This is a genomic window from Psychrobacter sp. T6-6, assembly GCF_052258185.1.
Taxonomy (GTDB): domain Bacteria; phylum Pseudomonadota; class Gammaproteobacteria; order Pseudomonadales; family Moraxellaceae; genus Psychrobacter.
In genome coordinates, this window is record NZ_JBQQEX010000004.1 from 91,852 (window position 1) to 112,069 (window position 20,218).

General features: G+C 43.9%; 18 protein-coding genes and 3 tRNA genes. 16 read left to right on the forward strand and 5 right to left on the reverse strand.

Going from position 1 to position 20,218, the window contains the following annotated elements:
* Positions 1-42 precede the first annotated feature (42 nt).
* Positions 43-1,329 carry an aminotransferase class I/II-fold pyridoxal phosphate-dependent enzyme gene (locus ACTXGL_RS08200; RefSeq protein ID WP_443526402.1) on the reverse strand — a complete coding sequence of 429 codons (1,287 nt, stop codon included), beginning with the start codon at positions 1,327-1,329 and terminating at the stop codon, positions 43-45.
* Between the two features lie 817 nt (positions 1,330-2,146).
* Between ACTXGL_RS08200 and msrB the strand changes: the two genes are divergently transcribed.
* From msrB to ACTXGL_RS08220, 4 genes are all read left to right on the forward strand, one after another.
* Entirely contained in the window at positions 2,147-2,572 is a 426-nt protein-coding gene (gene msrB, locus ACTXGL_RS08205) for a peptide-methionine (R)-S-oxide reductase MsrB (protein WP_443526141.1), read from the forward strand.
* A gap of 135 nt (positions 2,573-2,707) precedes the next feature.
* A complete protein-coding gene (locus ACTXGL_RS08210) occupies positions 2,708-3,193 on the forward strand; it encodes a glutathione peroxidase (RefSeq protein ID WP_443526142.1) in 486 nt (161 codons plus the stop codon).
* A 223-nt stretch (positions 3,194-3,416) separates the two neighbouring features.
* Positions 3,417-3,492 (forward strand) — tRNA-Val (locus tag ACTXGL_RS08215).
* A 52-nt stretch (positions 3,493-3,544) separates the two neighbouring features.
* A tRNA-Asp gene (locus ACTXGL_RS08220) sits at positions 3,545-3,621 on the forward strand.
* Between the two features lie 351 nt (positions 3,622-3,972).
* Here ACTXGL_RS08220 and ACTXGL_RS08225 read toward each other — a convergent pair.
* Positions 3,973-5,322, reverse strand: coding sequence for an MBL fold metallo-hydrolase (locus ACTXGL_RS08225; RefSeq protein WP_319050606.1), 1,350 nt, complete (start codon positions 5,320-5,322; stop codon positions 3,973-3,975).
* A 376-nt stretch (positions 5,323-5,698) separates the two neighbouring features.
* Between ACTXGL_RS08225 and ACTXGL_RS08230 the strand changes: the two genes are divergently transcribed.
* The 6 genes from ACTXGL_RS08230 to ACTXGL_RS08255 all read left to right on the forward strand — a co-directional run bounded on the left by ACTXGL_RS08230 (position 5,699) and on the right by ACTXGL_RS08255 (position 9,875).
* Complete coding sequence (locus ACTXGL_RS08230; protein ID WP_319050605.1) at positions 5,699-5,962, forward strand: YrhK family protein; 264 nt, start codon at positions 5,699-5,701, stop codon at positions 5,960-5,962.
* A gap of 223 nt (positions 5,963-6,185) precedes the next feature.
* Complete coding sequence (locus ACTXGL_RS08235) at positions 6,186-6,548, forward strand: ArsR/SmtB family transcription factor (RefSeq protein ID WP_319050604.1); 363 nt, start codon at positions 6,186-6,188, stop codon at positions 6,546-6,548.
* A 78-nt stretch (positions 6,549-6,626) separates the two neighbouring features.
* Complete coding sequence (gene arsC, locus ACTXGL_RS08240; protein WP_319050603.1) at positions 6,627-7,034, forward strand: arsenate reductase (glutaredoxin); 408 nt, start codon at positions 6,627-6,629, stop codon at positions 7,032-7,034.
* Positions 7,021-7,776, forward strand: a complete 756-nt coding sequence (gene arsH, locus ACTXGL_RS08245) for an arsenical resistance protein ArsH (protein WP_443526143.1) — start codon at positions 7,021-7,023, stop codon at positions 7,774-7,776. Before arsC ends, arsH begins: the two co-directional genes overlap by 14 nt.
* Positions 7,777-7,826: 50 nt before the next feature.
* Positions 7,827-9,134 carry an arsenic transporter gene (locus ACTXGL_RS08250; protein WP_442967644.1) on the forward strand — a complete coding sequence of 436 codons (1,308 nt, stop codon included), beginning with the start codon at positions 7,827-7,829 and terminating at the stop codon, positions 9,132-9,134.
* A 174-nt stretch (positions 9,135-9,308) separates the two neighbouring features.
* Positions 9,309-9,875 carry a DUF411 domain-containing protein gene (locus ACTXGL_RS08255; protein WP_319050668.1) on the forward strand — a complete coding sequence of 189 codons (567 nt, stop codon included), beginning with the start codon at positions 9,309-9,311 and terminating at the stop codon, positions 9,873-9,875.
* 193 nt (positions 9,876-10,068) lie between these two features.
* Here the strand turns inward: ACTXGL_RS08255 and ACTXGL_RS08260 are convergent.
* Both ACTXGL_RS08260 and ACTXGL_RS08265 read right to left on the reverse strand, forming a co-directional pair.
* Positions 10,069-10,144, reverse strand: a tRNA-Asn gene (locus ACTXGL_RS08260).
* A 277-nt stretch (positions 10,145-10,421) separates the two neighbouring features.
* Entirely contained in the window at positions 10,422-11,624 is a 1,203-nt protein-coding gene (locus tag ACTXGL_RS08265) for a pyridoxal phosphate-dependent aminotransferase (RefSeq protein ID WP_443526145.1), read from the reverse strand.
* Between the two features lie 619 nt (positions 11,625-12,243).
* Between ACTXGL_RS08265 and ACTXGL_RS08270 the strand changes: the two genes are divergently transcribed.
* The 4 genes from ACTXGL_RS08270 (at position 12,244) to ACTXGL_RS08285 (ending at position 17,406) form a co-directional block, all read left to right on the forward strand.
* Entirely contained in the window at positions 12,244-12,981 is a 738-nt protein-coding gene (locus ACTXGL_RS08270) for an SDR family NAD(P)-dependent oxidoreductase (protein ID WP_443526146.1), read from the forward strand.
* Positions 12,982-13,038: 57 nt separating this feature from the next.
* Positions 13,039-14,742, forward strand: a complete 1,704-nt coding sequence (locus ACTXGL_RS08275) for an NAD(P)/FAD-dependent oxidoreductase (protein WP_443526147.1) — start codon at positions 13,039-13,041, stop codon at positions 14,740-14,742.
* 60 nt (positions 14,743-14,802) lie between these two features.
* Positions 14,803-15,822 (forward strand): DUF1365 domain-containing protein, encoded by a 1,020-nt coding sequence (locus ACTXGL_RS08280; RefSeq protein WP_443526149.1) that lies wholly within the window; start codon positions 14,803-14,805, stop codon positions 15,820-15,822.
* Positions 15,823-15,951: 129 nt separating this feature from the next.
* A complete protein-coding gene (locus ACTXGL_RS08285; protein WP_443526151.1) occupies positions 15,952-17,406 on the forward strand; it encodes a class I SAM-dependent methyltransferase in 1,455 nt (484 codons plus the stop codon).
* Between the two features lie 75 nt (positions 17,407-17,481).
* Here the strand turns inward: ACTXGL_RS08285 and ACTXGL_RS08290 are convergent, their stop codons facing one another.
* Positions 17,482-18,654, reverse strand: a complete 1,173-nt coding sequence (locus ACTXGL_RS08290) for an MFS transporter (RefSeq protein WP_443526153.1) — start codon at positions 18,652-18,654, stop codon at positions 17,482-17,484.
* A 108-nt stretch (positions 18,655-18,762) separates the two neighbouring features.
* Between ACTXGL_RS08290 and ACTXGL_RS08295 the strand changes: the two genes are divergently transcribed.
* Both ACTXGL_RS08295 and ACTXGL_RS08300 read left to right on the forward strand, forming a co-directional pair.
* On the forward strand, positions 18,763-19,650 hold the full coding sequence (locus ACTXGL_RS08295) for a LysR family transcriptional regulator (RefSeq protein ID WP_443526155.1): 888 nt from the start codon (positions 18,763-18,765) through the stop codon (positions 19,648-19,650).
* A 29-nt stretch (positions 19,651-19,679) separates the two neighbouring features.
* Positions 19,680-20,090: a DUF2177 family protein gene (locus tag ACTXGL_RS08300; protein WP_319050595.1), complete on the forward strand. Its 411-nt coding sequence runs from the start codon at positions 19,680-19,682 to the stop codon at positions 20,088-20,090.
* Positions 20,091-20,218: the final 128 nt, after the last annotated feature.

The following is a 20,218-nucleotide window of genomic DNA, read 5'->3' on the forward strand; positions in this document are numbered from 1 at the left end:
ATGCTAATAAGCGTTTTTTTGATCCACTCGCTAACGGTGTGTTTAGTCGGTACCAAACTGTTGACGCTTCTTTGCAAAAAACCTATCCAGTCTATCCATCGCGTTTTCTAAGTCGTGCAGATTAGGTAAAAAGACCAAGCGGAAATGATCTGGTTTGTCCCAATTAAATCCTGTTCCTTGCACCATCAATACGTTTTCTTCGACCAGTAAGTCCATCATAAAGTTCATGTCGTCGTCGATAGGGTAGACTTCTGGATCCATTTTTGGAAAACAATAAAATGCGCCTTGGGGCATGGTGCAAGAAATGCCTTTAATTGCGTTAAGACGTGAGACTGCCATTTCGCGCTGCTTATATAGGCGACCTTTTTCCGAGGTTAGCTCTTGCATACTTTGGTGACCACCCATAGCGGTTTGAATAGCGTATTGTCCCTGAACATTAGAACAAAGGCGCATAGAGGCTAACATATCCAAGCCTTCAATAAAGTCAGTAGCGTGCTGCTTGCGACCAGATACCATCATCCAGCCTGAGCGAAACCCTGCAATACGGTGTGATTTTGACAAGCCATTGTATGAGAGCACCAGTACTTCGTCAGTTAAGGTGCTCATAGGGGTGTGCACGTGATCATCATAAAGAATACGATCATAAATCTCATCTGCCATGATGATCAAATTGTACTCTTTGGCAACCTCAATAATCTGTTTTAGTAGCTCATCGCTATACAGGGAACCTGTTGGGTTGTTGGGGTTGATAACCACGATGCCTTTTGTCTTGGTGGTAATTTTAGATTTGATATCTTCAATATCAGGGTGCCAGTTGTCTTCTTCGTTACAGCGATAGTGTACAGCGGTGCCACCAGCGAGGTTAGCAGCCGCTGTCCAAAGCGGATAGTCTGGCATCGGAATCAGTACCTCATCGCCATCATTCATCAGTGCCTGCATAGTCATCACAATCAGCTCAGAGACCCCATTACCTAGATAAACGTCACGCACATCTACCGCTGACAGCAGCCCTTTAGACTGGTAGTACTGCAAGATCGCTTTGCGCGCTGAAAAAATGCCTTGCGAGTCTGAGTAGCCAGTAGCTTCAGATAGGTTCATGGCGACATCACGCAAAATTTCATGAGGCGCTTCTAAACCAAACGGTGCTGGATTGCCAACATTAAGCTTCAATATGCGCTTGCCCTCAGCCTCCATTTTATTGGCAGTCTGTAATAGTGGGCCACGAATGTCGTAGCAGACGTTCTGCAGTTTGTCAGATTTTTTGATGGTATTCATAGCGTGACCGTTTGTCGAATGAGTGTATGTGTGTTTGACAGTATTAGAAGACATAGCAGGTTGAATAGTGTCTGTTTTGGTATTTATTTGATTATGTGACGTCGCATTTATGTCAGTAGCTATTTCAGTAGCTATGTCGGCATCTGTATCTTGCGTAATCTGTTTTGTAGGTACAGTTAATTCATTGTTGTCAGTGCCTTCGCCCTTTAGCTCTCCGCGTAGCAGGTAGCCTTCGCTACACCCCAAAATACGGGCGAGTGTGGGCAGCTTTGATGAGACGATGCCATTGGTGCCACGTTCCCAGTTTGAGATAGCGCCGCGACTGACCTTGGCACCAGCAGCTGTCATGGCTTGTGCCAATTGTTCAGCGGTGAATCCTTTGTCATGTCGTAACTGGACCAACCGTTCTGCTTGCGTGCTTTTATTCTTATCATCAGACATTGTTATTGGAACCTTTATTGATTAGTAAACTTATAACCTGAGATACGTGTTTTTACTTAACACTAATGCAAGATATTATTGCATTCAAAAGTGTTTTGCAAATAGTTTTAAACAAATAATCTTATATGCAAGTTATACTTGCATTAGCTATAAACAACTCTTCAATTAGGAATGTTTGTATATCAATAATAGGCGTTAGACGTATCAAAATTACATCTTTACCCATTATTATGTAGAGGTAATTTGCTATATTTTACTTAATCAATCTCATTAGCAATGCTACTTATCCAATAATATTAGCAGCACTCCCTTTGTTTATACCTTGAATAGTGAGGCAATAACCAACAGATAGGGCACATCGTTTTCATAATTATATGGCGATAAAACAGTTATCGAGATTAGACAATAAATACTCGAATAAGGATAAATTATGCAAGATAATCAATTAAGCAAAGAAGAGATCAGCCAATTGACTGAAGCTGACTGGAAAGAGCGTCTAAGTGCTGATGAATACCACGTGATGCGTGAGAAAGGTACGGAGCGTCCATTCACAGGTGTGTACAACGATGCAACTGATGATGGCGTCTATCGCTGTAAGGGCTGCGGTGCTAGCTTGTTTGATTCGAGCAGAAAGTTTGATGCTAGCTGCGGTTGGCCAAGTTTTGATCAAGGTATCGACAACAGCGCGATTGACGAGCACGTTGACAACTCGCTTGGCATGACTCGCACAGAAGTCACCTGTAGCAACTGCGGTGCCCATTTGGGTCACGTATTCCCAGATGGACCTACTGAGACGACAGGTATGCGCTACTGCATCAACTCAGTATCTATTGATTTAGATAAGTCTGAGAAGTAGGGTTTTATTATTAGCAGTGTGAGAGGGAAGTACAGAGTGCTTCCTTTTCAATATTTTCTACTGTTCATATCATTAAGAAGATAAAGCTTTTGAACCAACACCAAAAATAACCAAACCTCGATTTAAGGATGAATAATGAGTACTATTTATGATTTTACCGCTGAGCGTATGGACGGTAGTTCGCAAGCATTCTCTGATTATAAAGACAACGTATTGCTAATCGTCAATACGGCAAGCAAATGTGGTTTTACGCCGCAGTTCGAAGGGTTGGAATCGTTATATCAACAGTACAAAGATCAAGGGCTGGTAGTTGTCGGCTTTCCTTGTAATCAATTTGGTAGCCAAGACCCAGGCAGTAATGACGAGATTGGCGCGTTTTGCCAAAAGAACTATGGTGTCAGTTTTCCTATGATGGCAAAAACCGATGTCAACGGATCAGATGCTCATCCTATCTACGAATGGCTCAAGGATCAGAAAGGTGGTGTGCTGACCGACGGTATCAAATGGAACTTCACGAAGTTTTTGGTCGATAGTAAAGGACAGGTTATTGACCGCTATGCTCCAACAACTAAGCCAGAAGCAATCAAAAGTGATATTGAGCAGGCACTAGCGAATAAATAAATGGCATCTACCAAAAACTTTGATTTTTTGGAAAAATATAAAATCAACAAAAACATATGCTTGCTAAATATTTGGATAAAAACGTCAAAAATATCTCAAAAAGTAGAAAATAGCGTTTGACAGCCATGTGTAAATCTATATAATACACACCCACAGCAGCAGAGCTTAGTGACAAACTTAGGGCTCAGTTGATGTTGAATAAATTGCATCGCAATTGTTCGAAGGGTGATTAGCTCAGTTGGTAGAGCGTCTGCCTTACACGCAGAATGTCGGCGGTTCGAATCCGTCATCACCCACCACTTCTTAGCAAGTGGGCTCCTTAAATAAGAGCAAGAAGCTAAGACGACCTAAGCAGCGGTAGTTCAGTTGGTTAGAATACCGGCCTGTCACGCCGGGGGTCGCGGGTTCGAGTCCCGTCCGCTGCGCCATATTTAAAACGAATTTAGACTTTCGAGTTTAAGCAAGTTTCGCCTCAAACATTAGGTTGTTTGGGGTTTTTTTGTGCCTGTGTTTTTATCTATGTTTTATGAGTTATAAGTCAGATAAGAAAATATAGTAAGAGTTATAATCTAGAATTATAATTTATATGTAGTTAAGTCATATCAATTAAAGGTCAGCTAGAGCGTGAACCCTTCTTTTACATCAGTCTTGTATTGAATAAAAGAAGGGTCATCATATTTATTTTAGATACAGCGTTTTAAAGGAGCTTTGCTTAAAGTGTATTATCTATAATTTATGACACGTTTGGCTCATTATAGGCTCTAGCTACAGATAGAGGGTTAGTCACGCGTTGCTTGCCATGCGCCCATTGATCCTAGATAGATATCAATATGCTCAAAACCTCGACTAGCAAGCCATCCTGCTGCTATCGTTGCTCGAGCTCCGCTGGCACACATCAAGGTATAGTGGCGACTCTGGTCGAGCTCACGCCAACGCTTGTTCAGATGACCAACATAGATATGCTGTGAGCCTTCAATCGCACTATCGTTTCTCTCGTCGATATCACGTACATCTAGCAAAGTCCAGTTCTGAGCATTGTCCAGACGATTTTTTACTTCAGAGGTGTCAATCATAGGGGTTCGCTGCATCCGCGCGCCTTGGGCAGCAGCAGGAACGACACCCACATAGCCCCCGACAATATTATCAAAAGCAATGCGTACCAGATGCTCCATTGCAGTCGCTAGTTGCTCTTCATCAGAAGCAATCAGTGCCAAGCTTTGTCCTTCCTCAATAAACCACCCAGCAAATGCAGGTAGCATATTGACAGGTAAGCTCATCGATTCAGGCAGGTGTCCGGATGCATAGGCCATTGGCTCACGAATATCGATGAGATGATCGGCACCGCAGTCATGCAGCTGCTTGAGCGAGAGGCTACGAGGACGCATAACAGTAGGAGGTGCTTCACCGCCCTCCATGTTGAGACGCTCCATCAACCTAAAGTAGGGCGGTTGATAATGGTTTTCGTTAGTCTTAAAGTCAATAAATGCCTCACGATCAGTAATCTGCAAACGCGGGTTATTCATTCGTTCATGACCAACAGTAGAAAACTCACGCTCCGCCATACCTGAGCCACATACTGAACCAGCACCGTGAGCGGGATATATAATGGCCTGATCTCCAAGTGCTAGAATGTCTTGTAACGAGTCATAAAGTAGACCTGCCACTTCCCTGCGACGATCAGGATAGAAATCGGTACGGCCCACATCACCGACGAATAGTGCATCGCCTGTAAAGACGCCGACGGCTTTGTCTGGATATGCGGTATCAAACAGTGCATAAGCCAGATGATCATCGGTATGGCCAGGAGTCTCCAGAGCATGGATTTCAAGTTGACCGATGATGAAGCAATCACCATTACGTGCTGTCTGAGCGTAGACAATAGGTTGTTCTGGGTTTGGTCCGTGCAAGACGATAGCCCCTGTCAAGGCTGCTAAAATAGGGGCGCCAGAGACCAAATCCTCATTACGATGCGTCTCAAAAATATGTGTGATTTCAAGCCCTGCTGCACGCGCTTTTTCTACATATATCGCGCAGTCACGACGCGGATCAATCACCGCTGCCTTACCACCAGAGCCTACCAAATAGGATAGGTGAGACAGTCCAGGTGTTTTAATTTTTTCTAATAGCATGGTCTTTTCCTTATTATAATTATGTCAAATGAGATTTTTGCCAGTAGCATCTTACTAGTTACATTGATTTGTCTGATTGAATTCTTACTCACTGAGATTTTCTTAATATCTATCAATATACAATAACATATATTAACTTTATATTTATATAGGTATTCATCCAATAAACAGCGATTTTTTGGATCGATATTTAGCGTCTCATGTATGCTGTTTTCAGGTTTAAAAATTCTATAAATGTAATAAAGTTATTGAACGTTAGTTAGTGAAGTTAAAAACAGACGTCTTATTTAGTAGGTTTTTTACAGTAGCTTGTTGACAGAGATGCTGGCCAATTGATATATCTATGACTCAAATACATGCAAGTAAAGGATAAATTTTGAGTGACCACAAGGCATTAGATGTTGATGTTGGGCAAGAGCATATTGTCATACAGCGACGATATGACGCTTTGGGTGCAGTGAATGATTTACTCATTGCTGTTTGGTTTTTGATTGGTAGCTTTTTCTTTTTGAAAGAATCGTTGACGACGGACGGTACATGGCTATTCATCCTTGGCAGCGCACAACTACTTATCAAACCGCTAATTAAGCTAATTAGCTTGATTCATGTTGGTAGGGTATTTAAACGCGCAAAAAAATAATAAGTTGCCAAGGTAGGTAATACTATATCAAGCCGTAGCATCAAATTATTTCCTATCCAGTCTTACTTCTGAAACTGATAATTGCTAATGCTTGTGGTGCATTACTAAGGTGCGTTGGTTTGATTTATCATGCCATGATGAATAATGCCTGATACCTCTAAGAAATGAAAACCTCGTTCAAAAAACATTGAACTATTTTTAATATGTCTGTATTATTGGACATATGGAAATAACTAATGCTATTGCAAGCTTTGCTGCGCTCTCTCAAGATACTCGATTAAAGGCTTTTAAGCTGCTGGTCAGCCACGAGCCTGAAGGTCTCCCTGCGGGCGAAATAGCCCGTCAGCTTGGTGTGCCGCACAATACGATGTCAGCTCATCTAGCGGTGCTAGCACGAGCAGGCTGGGTAGTCTCTCAACGACACAGTCGGCAAATCATTTATCGAGCATCACTCTCCCATATGGACAGCGTCATTCAATTCTTACTCCAAGACTGCTGTGCAGGGCATCCAGAGCTGTGCGCCTCACTTATGGATAGTTTGAGTGGCTGCCGAATGGATGCGTCTGCCGAACAAAGCCATCATTAAACCTATTATCCATTCAATAACGGCACTCACTTAAACGCCTTTCACTTAAAAGACACACACTTAATAGGTAATATCACTATGAAGCCATTGATTTTTCATAACCCTAATTGCGGTACCTCTCGTAATACCCTCGCTATTATTAAGGCATCAGGCGAAACGCCAGAAGTAGTGGAGTATCTAAAAAATACACCGACGCGCGATCGTTTGGTTGAGCTATTAGCGCAAATGCAAATCTCTCCGAGAGAACTATTAAGAAGCAAAGAAGCTATCAATGATGAGCTAGGGCTAGATAATCCTGAACTCTCTGACGATCACATTATCGATGCGATGATCGCGCATCCTATCTTAATCAACCGTCCTATCGTAGTAACCGAAAAGGGCGCAGCTTTATGTCGTCCTTCAGAGCGAGTTTTTGAGCTGTTAGATAACCCAATAAGCAGCTTTACCAAAGAAGATGGCGAGGTTGTCTCTCATGGTAAACGCTAAGGCTACGCAGCCATCTATGACGACCTCTAATATTGATGACTTGCCCAATATTGATATCGATAATCTACAGCCTATCGATATTAAGTCTCTTATTGCACCAAATGATTCACGTCACCCACCCAAAATACTGGTGTTGTACGGCTCTGTCCGCGCGCGCTCATTCTCTAGATTAGCTGCTGAAGAGTCGAGCCGGTTGCTACGTTGGTATGGTTGTGAAGTGCAGATGTTTGACCCATCTGGTTTGCCGTTGCCTGACGATGTAGATTCGGACCACCCAAAAGTGCAAGAATTGCGGGAGCTGGCACAGTGGTCTGAAGGCATGCTGTGGGTGAGTCCAGAGCGCCATGGCAGTATCACTAGTATCATGAAAGCACAAATCGACTGGATACCATTGTCACTAGGTGGCGTGCGACCCACTCAGGGTAAAACACTAGCGCTGATGCAAGTCAGTGGTGGTAGTCAGAGCTTTAATACGGTCAATCAAATGCGTATTCTCGGACGCTGGATGCGGATGATTACTATCCCTAATCAATCTTCGATCCCTAAAGCGTTCTTAGAGTTCAACGATGACAATCGTATGGATATGTCGCCTTTATACCTGCGTCTGGTTGACGTCTGTGAAGAGCTGGTGAAATTTACTTGGCTCACACGCGGACGCTCAGCATACCTTACCGATCGCTATTCAGAACGCGTTGAAAGTGCTGAGCAAGTATCAAATCGCGTTAATCAAAAATCGATCTAGTCTTTTATAAAAAATCGGCTGAACAAAGTCAGCTTAAGTAAGGTTGCATCATGCTTGCATTTGCTATTTTTGTGGTTACTTTAGTATTGGTTATATGGCAGCCTAAAGGATTGGGTATCGGCTGGAGCGCTATGGGTGGCGCGCTTGTCGCGTTGGTGTTCGGTGTGGTGCAGCTATCAGATGTCGGTATTGTTTGGGATATTGTTTGGGATGCAACCTTTACTTTTGTGGCGCTGATTATCATCTCGCTTATCCTAGATCGGGCAGGGTTTTTTGGCTGGGCGGCACTACATGTGGCAAGGCTAGGTAATGGTCAAGGGCGCTTGCTATTTCCGATGATTGTCGTGCTTGGCGCCTTTATTTCTGCATTTTTTGCCAATGACGGGGCAGCGCTATTACTAACACCCATTGTGATTGCTATCTTGCTGCGTTTGAATTTTTCGCCGCCGTCAGCTTTGGCATTTATCATCGCAACAGGCTTTATCGCTGATACGGCAAGTCTGCCCTTGGTTACGTCAAACTTGGTTAATATCGTCAGTGCCAATTATTTCGATATTGGGTTTGGTCGTTATGCGGCGGTCATGGTACCCGTCAATATCGTGTCTGTATTGGCGACACTACTGGTACTATGGGTTGTTTACGCGCGTCATATCCCTAAGCGCTATCCAGTTGATAACTTAAGTGCTCCAGAGTCTGCTATTACAGATCCATTGGTGTTTCGGGCTGCATTTCCGTTATTGAGCTTGCTGCTTCTTGCCTATTTTGCGACTGAACCGTTAGGGCTGCCGATTTCACTTGTCACTGGTGCGGCCGCCCTTGTTTTGATGGCCATTGCTGGTCGCTTGTGGCAAGGCGGGCGCAGTGCAGTCGTTTCTGTGAGTGAGGTGTTACGTAATGCACCTTGGCAAATCGTGTTATTCTCCATTGGTATGTATTTGGTGGTTTATGGTTTAGGTAATGCAGGTCTCACTGCATATGGCGCACAAATCCTTAATTGGTTGGGAGAGCAGGGCGCAGTCATTGCCACAGTAGGAACTGGGTTTTTATCTGCTATTATCGCGTCTATCATGAATAATATGCCAGCGACTTTGGTCGGCGCGCTAGCGATTGATCAGGCTCAAGTGCCCGCAGCGACGCGAGAGCTGATGATTTATGCCAATGTGATCGGCAATGATTTGGGCCCCAAGTTTACACCGATTGGTAGTCTTGCCACTTTATTATGGTTGCATGTACTGGCAGAAAAAGACTATAAAATCAGCTGGGGACAGTATATAAAAATAGGCTTGTTGATTACGCCTCCTGTGCTACTCGTAACATTGTTAGCTTTGGTTGTTTGGTTGCCTATGCTGTCAAGCTAATCAAAGCATTAGCAAGCCCGCTTTACTAGAACGCCAATTTGATAAATGTATCGATGATCAGCTTTGTTTGGGCATGATAAGGTCTCCATGCAATCCGTGTTTTACCTAAAATGAGGGTATAAAATGACAATGCTTACTGTGAACACCATCCTCAAACCTCGTCAGTATTTGCTAATGCCAATCCGCGGGGCAGCTGTATTGGTTACTGCGCTTCTATTGTCGGCATGCGCACAGTCTGATAATACTGATGAGGTAAGTGTCAATACCAGTAAAGATGCAAACGTTGAAGCGGTAGTAGAGTCTACAGCAGCGACACAAGCAAGCCAGACTGGTATTTTGAAGAATGTATCTGCAACCGTCTACAAAGATGCCAACTGTGGTTGCTGTAAAGAGTGGATAGATCATGCACAGACGCACGGGCTAGTCTCGACAGCCCAGCACCCAGCTGATTTGTCATTGATTAAAGACCGCTATAGCGTTCCTAATGAGATGCGTTCTTGTCACACGGCAGTGACGACCGATGGCTACATCTTTGAAGGTCATGTCCCGGCGAAGTATGTGGCAGAGTTTTTACAGAACCCACCAGAGCAAGCTATTGGGCTCGCTGTACCTGGTATGCCAGTCGGTAGCCCAGGTATGGAGTATCAAGACCAGTTCTCGCCTTATCAAATTATGCAAATGAATAAGGACGGTATAAATCAAGTATATGCAGATATTGAGTCCATCGCTCAGCAGCTATAATTTGCCGATGATATTATTGAGACACAAAAATGTGAGCTAAAAGAAATGCAGACGCTTATCGAAACGTTGGAATAAGTGTAGCGCTAAATTATTCTAAATAATAAGCATAAAAAAACCCCCATCAAACTGATGGGGGTTTTGGCAAATGCCATAATTGAATCTATAGTGACTCAAAAGGTTTACTACTAAAATGTGGCTCTCCAACCTGGGCTCGAACCAGGGACACACGGATTAACAGTCCGTTGCTCTACCAACTGAGCTATTGGAGAATAGGTTGTAAGTATTTGAACGCTTACAACGAGCCTTAGAAGCCTCTAACGAGTTCTTGCTAAGTGGGGCGTATTCTAGCAAAGATAAAAAATACGTCAAGCGTTTTTTTGCATAATTAGTAAAAATTATCATTTTAATAGCTTGAGAGAAGGTTTTTGGCAAAAACTAACCAAAGACTACCTAAAAAAGACGCCACATAGAGAATATGTGGCGTCTTTATTTATCAAGATACGAGATCTACTAGAATACTGGCAACACTAATTGGCGTTGATTTAGTTACTCGGCAACGTCTAAATCAGCAACGGCTTTTTCGATACGTGACAAGGCATCTTTTAAAGTAGCCTCGTCAGTCGCGTAAGAGATACGCATATAGCCACCAAGACCGAAAGCATCACCAGGTACGACTGCCACACCAACTTTATCTAATAACCAAGCTGAAAACTCAGTACAAGAAGACAAACCAGCCGCTTTGATGAGCGGCACAATGTTTGGATACACATAAAATGCGCCATCAGGACGCAGGCAAGTAATACCTTTGATAGCATTTAGACCATCTACAACCAAGTCACAACGCTTCTCAAACGCCTCAATCATTGGCTTAAGCACACTTTGATCACCGTTGATCGCTGCGGTTGCAGCAACCTGGCTGATAGACGTTGGGCATGAAGTAGACTGTGACTGTACTTTTTTCATCGCACCGATGAGTTTGGCAGGGCCGCCAGCATAACCAATACGCCAGCCGGTCATGGCATAGGCCTTAGACACACCATTCAAGATAATGGCACGGTCTTTTAGCTCAGGCGCTGCATTTAAAATATTGTAGAACTTATCACCTGTCCAGCGGATGTGCTCATACATATCATCAGACGCCACATAGACGTGTGGGTACTTTTTCAATACTTCAGCAATGGCTTTTAGCTCATCTAGCGTATAGATCATACCCGTTGGGTTAGAAGGGCTGTTCAGTACCAGCATTTTGGTTTTGTCAGTGATGGCACCTTCTAGCTGTTCAGGGGTGATTTTAAAGTCTTGCTCAGCTGGGCACTTAACGATGACTGGTACGCCTTCTGCGATGATAACCATGTCAGGATAGCTGACCCAGTATGGTGCTGGGATGATGACTTCGTCGCCAGGGTTGATAAAGGCTTGGGCAAGGTTGAAGAATGACTGCTTACCACCGACCGATACTAGGATCTCGTTTGGCTCGTAGCTGATATCGTTGTCACGCTTGAATTTTTCTATGATAGCGGTTTTTAGCTCTGGCGTACCATCGACAGCAGTATACTTGGTGAAGCCGTCATTGATTGCATCGATTGCTGCTTTTTTGATGTGATCAGGGGTATCAAAATCAGGTTCGCCAGCGCCCAAACCGATAATATCTTTACCAGCTGCTTTTAGTTCTTTGGCTTTGTTAGTAATCGCTAGCGTAGGAGAAGGTTTGATGCTATTGACGCGGTCAGACAGTTGCAACTCGCTCATGAGAGATCCTTTTTTATATGGGAGTGGGATTGGAGAAAATCTGATATGAATGATTTAATGTTTTTATAGCTGTCATGACAAGATGTTAAGTGGCTTGAACAATAATAACGCCAGTCTCATTTTGTCATGAAGATAGCCTTTATTTGCCCATCAACGAACCGGTTCACTAATGTACGTATGGCTATCTTGATATTGTAGCATGCCCGTATAGAGCTGTCTTATCGCCTCTATGACAAAACGATAGTAAACGGTTGCGATATCGCGAACCGTACCATCTGTTAATATTGTTGCCTGTCTGAATGGCTAAAGCTTTGCGAAGATATTGCGCTTTTATATCAGCAATTGCGAAGTCACAACAATAAACCTATCGCCATACACTATAATTATTTAGGTTTGTTAAATAAGATGGCTTATAGCTTAATCAAAATCAATCAATACGGTGCCCGAGTCAATACAGCATGTTAGAAATAAGACAGTCAGTCAAAGGCAAGCAAGACAAATAATCTTCATTGAAGAGTCTCGTGTGGTTTTCCGAGATAAGTCTCCTTAGATTCTGGCTGAAAGGCACACTTCACAACATATATTTCATACTATAAGAATATTAAAAAGGACATTTACCATGACAAATTCTATTGAAAAGCTACATATTCTCATCACAGGTGCGACATCTGGTATCGGCAATCAGTTAACAAAAGATTACCTGCTAGAAGGACACACTGTCTACGCCGTTGGCCGCGATGACGAGGCATTAGACGAACTTAAGTCATTGGGTGCAGAAACGATTGATTTGGATCTGATGGATCGAGATAAAGTCGTTGAAGCTTTTGCAAAAATCGAAACGGTTGATCTCGCGATTTGCGGTGCTGGCATGTGTGAATATCTGGACATGCCAAATTTCGATAGCAGCGCCTTTATGAAAGTCATGTCAGTCAATATGGGTACGTTGTCTCATGCTATCGAAGGAGTATTACCACATCTGATTGCTTCAAAAGGTCGCCTTGTCGGTATCGGCTCTGCATCTGCTTATGTGCCTTTTGCGCGTGCTGAAGCTTATGGTAGCTCAAAAGCAGCGATACATTACCTGATGAAAACGCTACAAATTAGCTTGGCGCCACATGAGGTGTCGGTCAGCCTTGTCGTACCTGGTTTTGTCGAGACGCCAATGACCAAGCAAAATGACTTTCCTATGCCGTTTATCCAGACGCCAAAGCAAGCAAGTCAAGCCATCCGTGATGGTATCGATAGCGGTCATGAGGTTATCGAGTTTCCCAAAAAACTTACTATGCCACTAAAAGCATTGGGTACGCTGCCTGATCTGGTCTGGCAGCAAGTCAGTGAAAAGCTGAATAAAAAATAATTTATCACAGAATATATGACTCACTAACATAGTAAAAATATAACAGGGAATGCCTTTATGCCGTTTATTCGCGCCAAGCGTGCAACCAGCCAAAAAACCGATAACAGCAACATAAAAAATTCAGGCGGTCAGCCCGTGCAAAAACGTATTGCCATCATTGGCTCAGGGGTATCAGGATTGACTTGTGCGCATTACTTGGGTATGCAGCATGAAGTGACCGTTTTTGAAGCCAACGATTATATCGGCGGGCATGTAAATACTATTGATGTGGCACTACAGGATGGCAAAAAGGCAAAGAGCGCTAATGAAGAGAGTAGTGCAATAGACACCGGTTTCATTGTTTTTAATGAGCGTACCTATCCGAATTTCTTTCGTTTACTTCACGAGCTACAAGTACCGTTTCAATCGACGGACATGAGCTTTTCGGTAAAAAACACGGCGCGTCGATTTGAATACAACGGTCATACGTTAAATACCTTATTATCACAGCGCAAAAACGTCCTTAATCCAAAGTTTTGGCAATTTATAAAAGATATATTACAGTTCAATAACCATATCAAGCAGTTGCGTCAAGACTATGATAATGCACGCGTACAAGGAGAGGATGTTAGCGGTTTTACCACGCAAACCCTTGGCGGCTACCTAGCGCAAGAAAGCTACGGTAAGCTGTTCACTGATAACTATCTGCTGCCGATGGTCTCTGCTATTTGGTCGACCAGCTTGGATGAAGTGCAAGATTTCCCGCTGGTGTTTTTTGCGCAGTTCTTTGACAATCATGGTCTACTCGATGTGGTCAATCGTCCACAGTGGTTTACGATCAAGGGTGGCTCAAAACAATACGTCAATAAGTTGATTCCACGTTTTATCAAGTCGGGCGGTAAAGTGAGAGTAAATAGCCCAGTCCAGTCTGTGGCGCGTGATGGTGAGCAAGTGTTATTGACTGTCCAGAACAAAGGTGATGATAGCGATACCGAACACCTTGTATTTGACGAAGTTATCTTTGCCTGTCATGCAGATACGGCATTGAGTATCTTGAAAGATGCCAGCACCAATGAATCTGAGGTGCTGAGTCATTTCCGCTTCACCAAAAACACCGCTGTACTACATACCGATACCAGTATTTTACCCAAGAAGCCATTGGCATGGGCAAGTTGGAATTACCTGATAGATGAGAGTATTTCAGGTGCTAAAACAGGTGATAAACAAAATGACGTAAATACGAAAACACCTGCAAAGCCCGTGCTGACCTACCATATGAATATCTTGCAACGTCTAACCAAAAAGCATAATTATTTGGTTACGCTTAACCATGATATAGATGACAAACAAATCATTAAAAGCATTGATTATAGTCACCCAGTATTTGATCTCACAATGGTTGATGCACAAACCAAGTGGTCAAATATATCTGGTGCCGGCTTGCACACTCATTTTTGCGGTGCCTATTGGTTCAATGGGTTCCACGAAGATGGCGTACGCAGTGGTCTACGTGTCTGTCAGGCACTCGGTTATGATATCGATATCAAAGATGAGGTTGATCCAGCACACTTGCCTGACGCTACGAGTACACATACGCCGTTTCGCTATAAAGACCTGCCAGTAAAGGCTGACACAAAACAGCGCAAGCTAGATAAACGTCAGGTGATTATTGCGACCACCAATCAAGAGCTGGTTGAATACGCTGCGCGTCTACAGAGTGAGACGGGGGGTAGCAGCCAACCTAAAAAACGTGGTTTATTTGGTCGCCGTAAAGCCAAGTAATATCACGATATTTTAAAGAATGTATGTTATAAAAATATGACGTTAAAAATGAGACTGTCTATGGCCACACCCATTCAATCTGCTAATGCTATGCCCGCGCATGATCTAACTCGTAAGCGTCCTATAGTGCCGCATCAGTTATTTGAGGGTACGACATGGCACAGTCGCTTGCTACCCAGTATCAATAAGTTTGTTTATCCGTATCGCTATTGGGGGGTCAATATTAGCGCACTGGCAGCAGGTCACGCGCTGCCTGAAATCAGTACAGCAGCCTTCAGCGATCATAAGACTATCAGAACATCACCTTTGAGTACGATATTGCCAAAGCAATTACTGGCAAAAGCATTGCCTTTGTTTTCTGCAAAATCAAAGGCGCTACAACGGTTCTGCCCTGAAGACTATTTGCAACATTCTAATAGCCTAAGTGACGATAAAAAGGTAGATAACAATATTCAGCCTGATCAAGCATTAGAGCAGCGTTTGAGCCAAGCATTCTTGGAGCATGCAGGCAGTACACCTACAGGGGATATGTTGGGATTACTCGTTTGCCGCAATGCAGGTATGTATTTTAGCCCAGTCAATTTCTACTTAGGGTTTGACGAGCAGCAGACACCGACGCATTTGCTGGCTGAAGTTTCCAATACGCCCTGGGATAAGCGTCACTACTATGGGTTTTTGTTAGAAGGGGAGGACACCGAGTTCTGTCATGATAAAAACTTCCACGTGTCACCTTTCAACCCTATTGATCAGTTATATCGCTGGCAGGTCACAGTTAAGCGTAGCAGTACAGATATGGCAGATGAGCAATCAACTACTGGATTACAGGTTCGTATCGCTATCAATATCAGTGATGAGCGCGGCGAAGTCCTAAAAACGGGTATAAAAATATCGGGCGTACCGATGACAGATCGCTCTGTGCGTAATAGCTTGCGCAAAAATCCATTGATGAATACCACGTCTTTAGTACGTATCTATTGGCATGCTTTTAAGCTATACGCGATCAAAAAAGTACCTTACGTCAATTATGACGAAAAACTAGCTGACAGCCAGCAGAAAAGTACGCATCATAAAAAAGCCTGAACGATTAGAGGATTAGCGCTCCATAACCTCAAAAGTCAAAATCTTAAGATGCATCAACTTAAAACGTAGCCATACCCTTTATATACTCAATTCCAAAATACAAAGCACTTAGACAAGGACAACCATACGATGTCAGCACGACCGACCGACAGAGCACCAGTCACAACACTAGAGAAATTAAGCGCTCGCATGAGCAAAGTCGTCAATGAAAGCGCTGTGCTACAGCCAGTAAGCGATGGCGTAAACAATGTCGCTCGAAAACTTATATTTCGTGCACTGCAGCATATTCAGTTTGGCAGTCTTACTTTAATTGAAACATTTGCTGAGCCAGAATCAAAGACGAGCAGTTTTGGCAAGGTCGAGTCCAATGCAGCAAGCAGCTCGGCAGTGGGTCGCCATCCGCTACATGTCACCTTAAAAATTCATGATAGCGCCGTATATCGCCAGCTATTGTTAGGCGGCTCAATCGCGCTTGCGGACAGCTATATCAATGGCGAATGGGATACGGATGATTTGACAGGTTTGATTCGCTTGGCGGCTCGCAACTTAGCCGTGCTAAACAAGCTTGAAAATCGTTTTGCAGGTATTAGTAAGGCGTTCGAAAAAGCCAAGCATCAGCTACGTAGTAACGACAAATCGGGTTCTAAGTCTAATATTTTAGCGCATTATGATTTGGGTAATGACATGTATCAGCGGTTTTTGGATGATACGATGATGTACTCATCGGCGGTATATCCCACGCCTGACATGACACTCAGTGATGCCCAGCAGCATAAGCTGTCGCTCATATGCCAGCGCCTACAGCTCAGCGCTGATGACAATGTGATTGAAATTGGCACAGGTTGGGGTGGGTTTGCTATCTATGCAGCCAAACATTATGGCTGTCATGTGACGACCACGACTATATCTGATGCTCAGTACGATGAGGCACAGCGGCGCGTCGAGGCAGCAGGTCTGTCAGATAAGATCACGCTACTCAAGCAAGACTACCGCGAGCTGACGGGACAATACGACAAGCTGGTCAGTATTGAGATGATTGAAGCGGTAGGGCATGAGTACTTGCCAACGTTTTTTGCTAAGTGTGACAGCCTACTTAAACCAACGGGTCTTATGGTACTTCAAGCGATCACTTTCAATGATCAAAACTACCAAGATTATATCGGTTCGGTCGATTTTATCCAGACGCATATCTTCCCAGGTGGCTGCCTGCTCTCTAACCAAGAGCTGACCACTCAGTTCACTGAGCAGACGGACATGGTCATCAAGCAACTACACGACTATGGCTTTGACTACGCTTATACATTACGTGATTGGCGTGCTGCGTTTTTGGCACAGCGTACAGAGATCCAAGCGCTTGGCTATGATGATGCCTTTATACGCTTGTGGGAGTTTTACTTCTGCTACTGCGAAGGTGGGTTTTTGGAGCGCACCATTGGTGTGGTGCAGGTCACTGCAGTAAAACCAAACAATATCGATACCTTGCATTTTTCTGATTTGCCAGCTGCTGTTTTGAACAACAGGACGGTCTCAGATAATGAAGGAACATTTAACGATGCAGGTGTGACAGATACAGTCTCGGTATAAGTATATAAGATTTGGCCGCCAAGCTTGTGCGGTCTCATACTACCAGTAGAGTATGAGACCGATGTGCTGACAGACTTAGGAAGCTAGTGCAGACCGTCTATCAAGGGCGCCCGAATAGCGTGTCACTGCCAATGCCATCAAAGAGATAACAGCACCGATCCAAGCGGTATCTTGCAAGCTCAAGTTTTCGACCACGCTGCCGCCGATAATAGAGCCGAGTGCGATACCGATATTGAATGCAGCAATGTTCAACCCAGAGGCGACATCGACAGCATTTGGTGTGTATTTTTCGGCTTGTTTGACGACGTAGATCTGTAGACCAGGCACGTTTCCAAAGGCAAAAGCACCCCATACTAAGATAGTCAGCACCGCTGCAACTTTTGATTGCATCGTAAAGGTAAACAGCAATAAGACAATGCTAAGTGCGCTAAATATTATACTAAGCGCACTAATAGGACCACGTTTGTCGGCAAGTTTGCCGCCCCAAATATTGCCGATGGCAACGGATACACCGTATACCAGCATGATGAGGGCAACAGCAGAAGGTGCAAATTTGGTCTGTTGTTCCAAAATAGGGGCAAGGTAAGTAAACGCTGTAAACGTACCACCATAGCCAAGAATAGTCATCAGGTATACCAGCAGCAATTGTGGTTTTACGATGACTTGCAGTTGTTCTTTAAATGTTGCAGGAATGGATTGTTTGAGGTTTTTGGGTACCAGTAAAGCGCTGCCAATCAAAGCGATGACGCCCAGTACCGAGACGACCAAAAACGTGGCACGCCAGCCAAAATGCTGACCGATCCATGTGCCGAGCGGTACACCAGTGACTAGCGCAACAGTGAGTCCGGTAAACATAATGGCAATCGCACTGGCCTCTTTTTCTTTACTCACTAAACTGGTGGCGATCATAGAGCCAATGGAGAAAAACACGCCGTGAGCCAGACCGGTCAATATACGTGCAAGTATCAGCGTCTCGTAACTGGGCGCTTGCCAAGCGAGCAAGTTGCCGATGACAAATAAACCCATGAGGCTCATGAGCACTATTTTGCGATTCCAGCGACCAGTGAGTGCAGTGAGTATGGGCGCGCCAATAGCGACGCCCACCGCGTATAAGCTGACCAGTAGCCCTGCAGAAGGCAAGCTGACGCCTAGATCAGCTGCGATAGTTGGTACTAACCCAACAATGACAAATTCGGTTGTCCCGATTGCAAATGCGCTCAGCGTGAGCGCCCATAAAGCGAGTGGCATAACGACATCCTAAGCATTAAATGATGTGCGTAGTTTGACGTACTTATAGTTTGCAAAAAACAGCACAAATGACAAAATACTTTTGTCAGTTTTGTAAAGGTAGCAGTAATGACAGGACATGCTAGAACAGAAGATATAGAGATATTTTTGACGGTAGTGGATACGGGCAGTTTTACTGGCGCTGCTAACTTGTTAAATCAGCAGGTCGCTAAAGTATCTCGTGCTGTGTCCAGACTCGAAGGTACGCTGCAATGCACACTGCTAAATAGAACGACGCGACGTTTAGAGTTGACAGAGGAAGGGCTTGTCTTTATCCGATATGCACGTGAGAGTTTAAATACTCTGCATACTGGTGAAGAGGCGATTAAGTTGTTAAAGCAAGCGCCAAGTGGACACTTACGAATTGATGCAGCCAGTCCGTTTGTTTTGCATCAACTCACGCCATTGGTAGGTGAGTTTGTGCAGCAGTATCCGCATATTACGCTTGATTTGACATCGCATGACAATATTATCGATTTACTTGAGTACAAAACTGACCTTGCGATTAGAATCGGTGACTTAAAAGACTCAAACTTGCACGCGCGTATGCTAGGCAGAAGTAAACTGCGTCTGGTAGCCAGTCCTGAATATTTATATCGCCATAACCAAGTCACTGATGTCGCAGACTTGATCCATCACAAATTGATCAGTTTTAATGACGCATCAAAGCTTGCGAGTTGGCCATTGACGTCGTCCGTGGATCTTAGTTTTCATATGACCGCGAGTAGTGGCGAGACCCTGCGGCAGCTATGCTTGGCGCATCAAGGCATCGCGCTGTTGTCTCATTTTATGATTGGCAAAGACATAGAGTCTGGGCGACTGATTGAGGTACTGCCTGAGGCGGTAGACAGACCGAACAATCGCGAATCGATACAGGCGGTTTATTATAGAAACAGTGCTGTATCGTCGCGTATTTTAGCATTTCTAGATTTCATTCAGCCGCGGCTGACATTATAGTTTTTATTCATTTGATAAGGGATATCATTATGGGCTACGTTTTTATCTATCTTGCCGCTGTGGTTATTTTCTTGGGTGTTGACGCTGTTTGGTTGACGACCATGAAAGGCGCTTTTTATGAGTCGCGCATTGGTCATCTTTTGGCTGATGAGCCAAATATGATGGCTGCTGGTGTGTTCTATATGTTCTATATACTGGCACTTTGTATATTGGTTTTATATCCACAAATTAAAGCAGGCGCATCAGTTGGTCATATCTTTTTACTTGGCGGTTTGATTGGTTTGATGGCTTATGGTACCTATGACTTTACCAACTTGGCACTTTATAAAGGATTTACATTAGATACGGCGCTGGTTGATTTTGTGTGGGGCGGTGTTTTGACAGGTTCCGTCAGTGCGATTGTTGCTTGGCTTGCTTATCGTTTTCATTGGTTGAGCTAAGGTTAAGGTATATCGTCTTGCTCTCTATGATGTCGTATATATATATAGTACTGACATATCGCTCTACTTGTAGAGCGGTGATTTACATAACCTAGACTGTTTACTGACAGAGGGCTGTTTGTGCTATA